The organism is Acuticoccus mangrovi (assembly GCF_016411865.1).
In the GTDB taxonomy this organism is placed as follows: domain Bacteria; phylum Pseudomonadota; class Alphaproteobacteria; order Rhizobiales; family Amorphaceae; genus Acuticoccus; species Acuticoccus mangrovi.
The window spans coordinates 256,396-262,671 of the sequence record NZ_JAEKJA010000006.1; the positions used below are offsets into that span (position 1 = coordinate 256,396).

Below are 6,276 nucleotides of genomic sequence, written 5' to 3' on the forward strand. Positions count from 1 at the left end.
CGCGCTATTGTACAGGTTTACCCTGGCTGTCTCCATCCCCATCCGCGCCTTTTGCGGCGGCCTCGAGCATCTGAACGGCCATCCCGCGCAGGTGCGGCGGGAGGCTGAGGTATGCCTCGACGATCCGATCTGTTTCTTCGTTGCCGCGGCGGCCTTCGGCAATCCATGAGATCGTTACTCCGAGGACATCGCAAATCGCCCTCAGCTGGCGGAGGTTTGGTGCCTGTTCGGTCTCGAGGAGCTTCCGGAGGTAGGAGGTGTTCAGGCCGGCGCGCGTAGAGATTGCAGTTGTGCCGAGAGGCGATGCCTCTACGGCTTGTCGCAATCGCTCACGCCATTCGTCCGCCATATGAGCGCTCCCGGACCGTGGCCCAATCGTAGTTCCTGTGCACTCGCATCTAGCACACTTGACGAGGAAAGCCACGTCCGTGATCTGTCATTGATAACAGTCTTGCCGCCTGCCTCCGCGCCGCGGCTGGAGCTTTTTGATGACAGACACCGCCGACCTGATCGCCGAGCTTGCCATTCGATTGGAGGCGTTGCTCGACACGCTCACACCCGGCTGGGTGCGACGCGGTCGGCGTGGCTATCTTGCACCGCAGCCGAGCGGCGACCTTGGATCCTGGCAAATCGAGGTGTCCGGTTCCGACCGGGGCAAGTGGGTGCGCTACAGCCAGGCGTCGGACCGACCGGGCCGCAGCTGCATGGGCGGCGGCCCGCTCGGCCTCGTCGCCTACGCGTTGTCGGGTGAGGCGACCTGGTCGGCCGGATCGCGCCGCGTGCGACTGGGCGCGTGAGTTCTGCGGCATCAACGTCCGCGAAACAGATCGACAGCGCGGCGAGCGGATCGCCGCCGCCCGGCGCAGTGAAGCCGAGCGGCGCGAGCGCGCCGAACGCGAGGCGGTCGCAAAGCGCATACGAGGTCAGACGAGAGCGCGAATGATCTGGGACGCTGCGATGCCGGTCGCGCCGGACTCGCTCGTCCACCGCTATCTGGCGTCGCGGAGCATCGACCTCGGCGCATTTGGCGCCACCCTAACGTTGCGCCTCCATCCCGGCTTACCGTTCTACGTCCAGCGCGATGCGTCTCAGACGGACGGCCGTCGGTTCGAAGAGATCCATGTCGGCCCCGCGATGGTTGCCGCGATCCAGGCGCCCGACCGAACCTTGGCCGGGGTCCATTGCACCTGGCTCGCACCGGACGGAGACGGCAAAGCCGTCCTTGAGGACGGTGGAGCCCGCCTTCGAGTCCGAAAAATCTTCGGTGCTCCGAAGGGTGGACATGTCCGGTTCGGTCCGGCTGGTCCGCGCATGGCGGTCGGGGAAGGCATCGAATCGACTCTGACCGTTGCGGCCGCCGTCGGCGTTAGCGCATGGGCGGCGTTGTCGCTCGCGAACCTTCGGGCGCCGCTCCCTCGGGTCGTACGTGAGGTCGTTCTCGCGCTCGACAATGACGAACGGGACCACGTGCTCGCCGAGCGGAACAAGCGTGTTGCCATCGCCGCGCACGCGACTGCCGGCGTCATTGTCCGTCCGCTCGTTCCTCCTCCAGGCAACGACTGGAACGACGTGGCCATGGACGCGGCACGGAAATCGGCCGCGTGACCGGTGTGGCAACAGAGAATGCGACCGTGCGAAATAAGACGACACGCGAACATGGAAGCGAGGTGTCGGCGAGCCGCAATTCGTTGCGGCCGGGCAGCCATTTCGTGACGTCCCGCGGTCTCACCGTCCGCGAAGCACCGTAGGCGGCGCGTGGGATGGCGCTGCCCGATGACGCCGGCAATGCGATCCGTTTGGCAGCCGCTCGTGCTCCGATAGTGGACGCCGCCGGAGAGTACGACCTCGAGGCGCTCAACGACGAGTTCGCCGTGATACTGGTGGGACAGAAGGCCATGGTCCTCCACCTGGACCCGGAGGCGCGGCCCGGCGATCCCGTGCGGCTCCTCACGATGACCGGGTTCAAGGACTGGCTATCGAACCGCAAGTTTATCGACTGGAAGGGCGAGCGCGACCCCAAGCCGGTCCATCGCCCGGTGTCGAAGCGGTGGCTCGAGGACCCCGACCGGCGCGAGTATCGCGGCCTCGTCTTCGAACCGGGCGACGACGCCGACGCGGGCGCTGCGTTCAACCTGTGGAAGGGTTTCGCCGTTGCGCCGGACCCGTCCGGCGACGCCTCGCCGCTCCTGTCGCACCTCTTCAACAACGTGTGCGGCGAGCGCGAGGAACTGTTCGACTACGTGGTGGCGTGGTTCGCCCACATGGTGCAGCGCCCGCGCGAACGGATCGGCACCGCGCTCGCGCTTCGCGGCGGTCAGGGGACGGGCAAGACGATCGTCGGCAAGATCTTCGGGTCGCTGATCGAAGCCCACTACCTCTTGGTGGACGATCCCCGCTATCTCCTCGGCCAATTCAACGCGCACCTCGCGCAAACGTTGTTCCTCCAGGCCGACGAGGCGTTCTGGAGCGGCGACAAGGCCGGCGTGGGGCACCTCAAGGGCCTCATCACGTCCGACACGCAGATGATCGAACACAAGGGCGTGGACCCCATCAAGGTGCGCAATTACCTGCGCCTCATGGTGACGTCCAACGAGGATTGGGTGGTGCCGGCCGGGCGCGACGAGCGCCGATGGCTCATGATCGACGTCGGCGCCGAGCGGGCGCAAGACGCGCAATACTTCGGCGCGTTGCACGCGCACTTCTTCGGGGAGCACGGGGCGCGCAACCGGGGCGCGCTGTTGCATCATCTTCTCCGGTTCGATTTGTCCACCGTCGACCTTCGCGGCCCGCCTCGGACCAAGGCGCTGTTCGAACAGAAGGTGCGTTCGCTGGACCCGGTGGAAGCGTGGTGGCTGGAACGCCTGATGGACGGCGGCCAGCTTCCCGGCGAGCCGTGGCTCGACAGGGTGCCGAAGTTCCGTGTGCTCGCGTCCTATCACAAGTCCGCCGAGCGATCGGGCGTGAGATTTGCGGGCACGGAAACGCAGTTCGGGATTGCGCTCAAGCGGGTGGAACCTCGCATTAATGCCGACCTCAAGTGTTCCTCGGCCATCGGGATGGACGGCGACGACCCGGCCGAGCCGTCGCGCACCGTGAGGGCATACGCCTTCCCCTCGCTGGCCGAATGCCGTGAGATGTTTGCCCGCCGCCTCGGCCAGGCGATCGAGTGGCCGCCGGAATAGGCGGCGAAGAAGAGGGCGCTGCCCTCCCCGTGGCGGTCACGTCCGCCTTGTCCGCCCCGGATGGTGCAGGGCGGACGGTCATAACCGACTGATGTTGCGGGCCTCATCCGACTTGTCCGACTTGTCCGCCTCGCGCGTGCACACGTGCGAGCATCGTATCCGGCCCCTAAGTCCTGTCTTCTTATGTGCGCGACCCACCCGGATAAGGTGGACAAGGCGGATGAAGGGGGAAGTTTCAGGCACTTGGCACCGTCCGCCTTTCGTCGGGGCGGGCGGACAAGGCGGACGGTCGCCGGGACCCGGCGCCGCGCGGCTGTGGATCGCGCGAAATCGCACTGGCATTGATGCCAGTTTTGCCCATGCTGGACCGGCGCAGTTCGCGCGAGGTTCGTTTCTCCCAACTAGGCCGCCCCGGACGCATCGGGGCGGCCCCTTTCTCGGCCGAGATGCACGTCAGTTACGCCGACAACATCGCCGAGGTGGACGCGCTCCTCACCGAGGTCCAGCGCAAGCAGCTGCCGTTCATCACCAGCGTCGCGCTCAACAAGGCCGCGTTCGAAGGCCGGGCCGACCTGCGCGCCGAGATGGAGCGCGTGTTCGACCGGCCGCGCCCCTACACCCTCAACTCCACGTACGTCGACAAGGCGACCAAGGCGCGGCTCGAGGCGGCGGTGTTCTTCAAGGACATGGGCCGGGGCGTGCCGGCGGGGAAGTATCTCCGGGCGCAGGTGTGGGGCGGCGAGCGACGCAACAAACGCTTCGAGGGCGCCCTTCGCGCGCGCGGCATCCTCGGCTCCGGCGAGTTCGCCGTGCCGGCGCGGGACTATCCGCGCGACGCCAACGGCGACATCCGGTCCAGCGTCGTGACCAAGATCCTGTCGCAGCTCGGCGCCTTCACCGAAGTCGGCTACGTGGCGAACGCCACGGCCCGTTCGCGCAAGCGCAACGCGAAGCGGTCGACGTTCTTCGCCTCGCGCGCGCCGCACATGGCGCCCGGCATCTACGAGCGCACCGGCCCGCGATCCATCAACGCCGTCTTCATCTTCGTGGAGGGCGCGACGTACCGCCCGCGCCTCGAGATGGAGCGCGTCCTCCAGGAAAGCGCCGACCGCACGTTCGGTCCCGCCTTCGAAGCCGCTTTTGAGGACGCCTTCGGCTTCAGCGGCGCCGGCGGCCTTCCCTTCTGATGGCCGCCATGGGTCCCTCCAGAGCAAGGCGCGACGCGGGTTGTTCGCGCCCCGGCGTTTTGGCAGTGCGGCTGACTTTCGGAAGCCTCAACTTGAGCGGCGACCGCGGATTCAGCCATGCGGTGGCGCATGGCTGAGGTGGCGGGCGACCTCACGGAATCGAAGTCGGCGTTCGCGGCGCGGATCAACGTGTCGCCGTCGCGGGTCAGTCAGTACATCGCCGAGGGGAAGCTCGGGCCGGGCTGCCTCGATGGGGACGGTCGCGGCGCGAAGGTGAAGGTCGCCGCTGCGCTCGCCGCGTTGAAGGTGACGCTCGACATCTCACAGCGGCTTGGGAACGGTGCGGCGACACGTCTTTCCGCTGCTGCGCTTCCGGCGGGGGCTATGCCGCTCGCGACCCCGGATGTGTCGGACGAAATCCAGCGTGAGAAGTTGCGTGAGATCCAGATGCGCAATGAAGACCGCGAACGCGACCGGGCGATCGCGGCCGGCCAGTATGTGCATGCGAGCCATCACCGGGCGGCCGTAACCGACGTGGTGCGTGTGGTGCTCAATGCGTTCGACAGCGAGCTTCCATCGCTGGGAACGCGCATCGCCGCCTCGCTCGAAGTCGACGGCCGCCGTGTGCGCCACGAGCTCGCAGGGGGCATGCGCTCGGTTCGCGAGGCGGTGGCGGCGCGATTGGCGCAGATGGCCGACCGGGAGCCCTCGCTCGTCGACGACCCCGAAACGACACGCGACGATGAGGCCGACGCGTGATTGTCGCCGCCGACCTGTTCGGAGATGCATCGTCGTCGCCCGTGGGCGTCGCGCCGGCCTCGCCGCCGGCCTCACCGATTTCGGGGCTGGTGTGGCGGCCGACGGTCAACTTCCGTCGTGCTGCGGCGTGGGTCTCGGCGAGATGCTGGAGGGCGAGCGCGAGGCGTGAGCAGATGCTCGCCTTCAAGCTCGCCAAGGCGACCCTCGAACCAGCCACGATAGCCTCGGCCGCCGGTGACATCGCTCGCCTCGCGCCGCCGATGTTCGGGCACGTTGCGGCAGTAACGGTCGTGCCTTGCGGCCATTCGCGGCGGCCGGATTGCTTCGGCTGGCGCCTTGGTGCCGCGGTCGCCGATCGGCTCGGCGTGCCGTTCCATGATGCATGGGCACACCGGCCGATGACTGGGAGCTCGCACCCGACCCGCTTTCGTTACCTTCCCCCGCTCGACCGCACCTCCGACCTCGCCGCCGCGCGCGGCCTCGTGCTTGTGGTCGATGACCTAGCGACGTCGGGATTCCACATGGCGGAGGCGCTCGCTGACGCGCGCGCGCAAGGCGCAGCGGCGGCCGGGGTGTCGTGGATCTACGGGACAGTCACATGAGGATCGGGATCGTCGGAAGCCGCAGCCGGAGCGGACCCGAGGAAGCCGACGTCATCGCGCGCATCCTCGATTATCTGCCCGCCGGCGCCGTAGTCGTCTCCGGCGGTGCCGTCGGCGTGGACGCTCTCGCAGACAGACTCGCGCGGGCCGCGGGGTTCGCGGTCGACGTCATCCGCCCGGACTATGCCGGCGTGTCGGGGCGGATCGCGGCGGCGAACGCGTGCTTCGCTCGCAACCAGATCCTCGCCGAGTCCGTCGATATCTTGGTTGCGTTCCCGGCCTCGGATCGGCGAGGAGGCACCGAAAACACGATCCGCCACGCCAAACGGGCGAACGTGCCTGTGTTTGTCAGCCTGCCGGGAGAGGGGAGTGCATACGCCGAGCGGGCGCACTGCATTCGCCGAGCGAACGGCCGGTCAGCCGACGCGGTCGACATCGCCGACGTTATTCTCCGTCCGTGGTAACGCTTGTCGCGAATGCTCACCGCGTCGCGCTCGAGGCGGCCGCTGAAGTGCCCCCCATTTCGACCGGACAGCTGGCGTAAGC

At 67.7% G+C, this 6,276-nt stretch carries 8 protein-coding genes; 7 read left to right on the plus strand and 1 reads right to left on the minus strand.

The features are described 5' to 3' along the window. Positions 1-4 precede the first annotated feature (4 nt). The gene (locus tag JCR33_RS09175; protein ID WP_198881750.1) at positions 5-349 is read right to left on the minus strand and encodes a helix-turn-helix domain-containing protein; all 345 of its coding nucleotides are present in this window, start codon (positions 347-349) and stop codon (positions 5-7) included. Positions 350-488: 139 nt separating this feature from the next. Between JCR33_RS09175 and JCR33_RS09180 the strand changes: the two genes are divergently transcribed. The 7 genes from JCR33_RS09180 (at position 489) to JCR33_RS09210 (ending at position 6,194) form a co-directional block, all read left to right on the plus strand. Continuing rightward, the gene (locus tag JCR33_RS09180) at positions 489-797 is read left to right on the plus strand and encodes a hypothetical protein (protein ID WP_198881751.1); all 309 of its coding nucleotides are present in this window, start codon (positions 489-491) and stop codon (positions 795-797) included. Further along, a complete protein-coding gene (locus tag JCR33_RS09185) occupies positions 748-1,605 on the plus strand; it encodes a DUF7146 domain-containing protein (protein WP_456298320.1) in 858 nt (285 codons plus the stop codon). The genes JCR33_RS09180 and JCR33_RS09185 overlap by 50 nt, the downstream gene beginning before the upstream one ends. A 155-nt stretch (positions 1,606-1,760) precedes the next feature. After that, complete coding sequence (locus JCR33_RS09190; protein ID WP_198881753.1) at positions 1,761-3,182, plus strand: primase-helicase family protein; 1,422 nt, start codon at positions 1,761-1,763, stop codon at positions 3,180-3,182. A 446-nt stretch (positions 3,183-3,628) separates the two neighbouring features. Beyond that, positions 3,629-4,369, plus strand: a complete 741-nt coding sequence (locus JCR33_RS09195) for a hypothetical protein (RefSeq protein WP_198881754.1) — start codon at positions 3,629-3,631, stop codon at positions 4,367-4,369. A 129-nt stretch (positions 4,370-4,498) separates the two neighbouring features. Continuing rightward, positions 4,499-5,128, plus strand: a complete 630-nt coding sequence (locus tag JCR33_RS09200) for a hypothetical protein (RefSeq protein ID WP_198881755.1) — start codon at positions 4,499-4,501, stop codon at positions 5,126-5,128. Positions 5,129-5,301: 173 nt separating this feature from the next. Beyond that, on the plus strand, positions 5,302-5,730 hold the full coding sequence (locus JCR33_RS09205) for a phosphoribosyltransferase (RefSeq protein WP_211110175.1): 429 nt from the start codon (positions 5,302-5,304) through the stop codon (positions 5,728-5,730). Beyond that, positions 5,727-6,194 carry a hypothetical protein gene (locus tag JCR33_RS09210; protein ID WP_198881757.1) on the plus strand — a complete coding sequence of 156 codons (468 nt, stop codon included), beginning with the start codon at positions 5,727-5,729 and terminating at the stop codon, positions 6,192-6,194. The genes JCR33_RS09205 and JCR33_RS09210 overlap by 4 nt, the downstream gene beginning before the upstream one ends. The last annotated feature ends 82 nt before the right edge of the window (positions 6,195-6,276 follow it).

Bases quoted from the DNA above. Each gene is read 5' to 3' on its own strand.
- JCR33_RS09175 (WP_198881750.1), bottom strand. From the start codon at position 349: ATGGCGGACGAATGGCGTGAGCGATTGCGACAAGCCGTAGAGGCATCG.
- JCR33_RS09180 (WP_198881751.1), top strand. From the start codon at position 489: ATGACAGACACCGCCGACCTGATCGCCGAGCTTGCCATTCGATTGGAG.
- JCR33_RS09190 (WP_198881753.1), top strand. From the start codon at position 1,761: ATGGCGCTGCCCGATGACGCCGGCAATGCGATCCGTTTGGCAGCCGCT.
- JCR33_RS09195 (WP_198881754.1), top strand. From the start codon at position 3,629: ATGCACGTCAGTTACGCCGACAACATCGCCGAGGTGGACGCGCTCCTC.
- JCR33_RS09200 (WP_198881755.1), top strand. From the start codon at position 4,499: ATGGCTGAGGTGGCGGGCGACCTCACGGAATCGAAGTCGGCGTTCGCG.
- JCR33_RS09205 (WP_211110175.1), top strand. From the start codon at position 5,302: ATGCTCGCCTTCAAGCTCGCCAAGGCGACCCTCGAACCAGCCACGATA.
- JCR33_RS09210 (WP_198881757.1), top strand. From the start codon at position 5,727: ATGAGGATCGGGATCGTCGGAAGCCGCAGCCGGAGCGGACCCGAGGAA.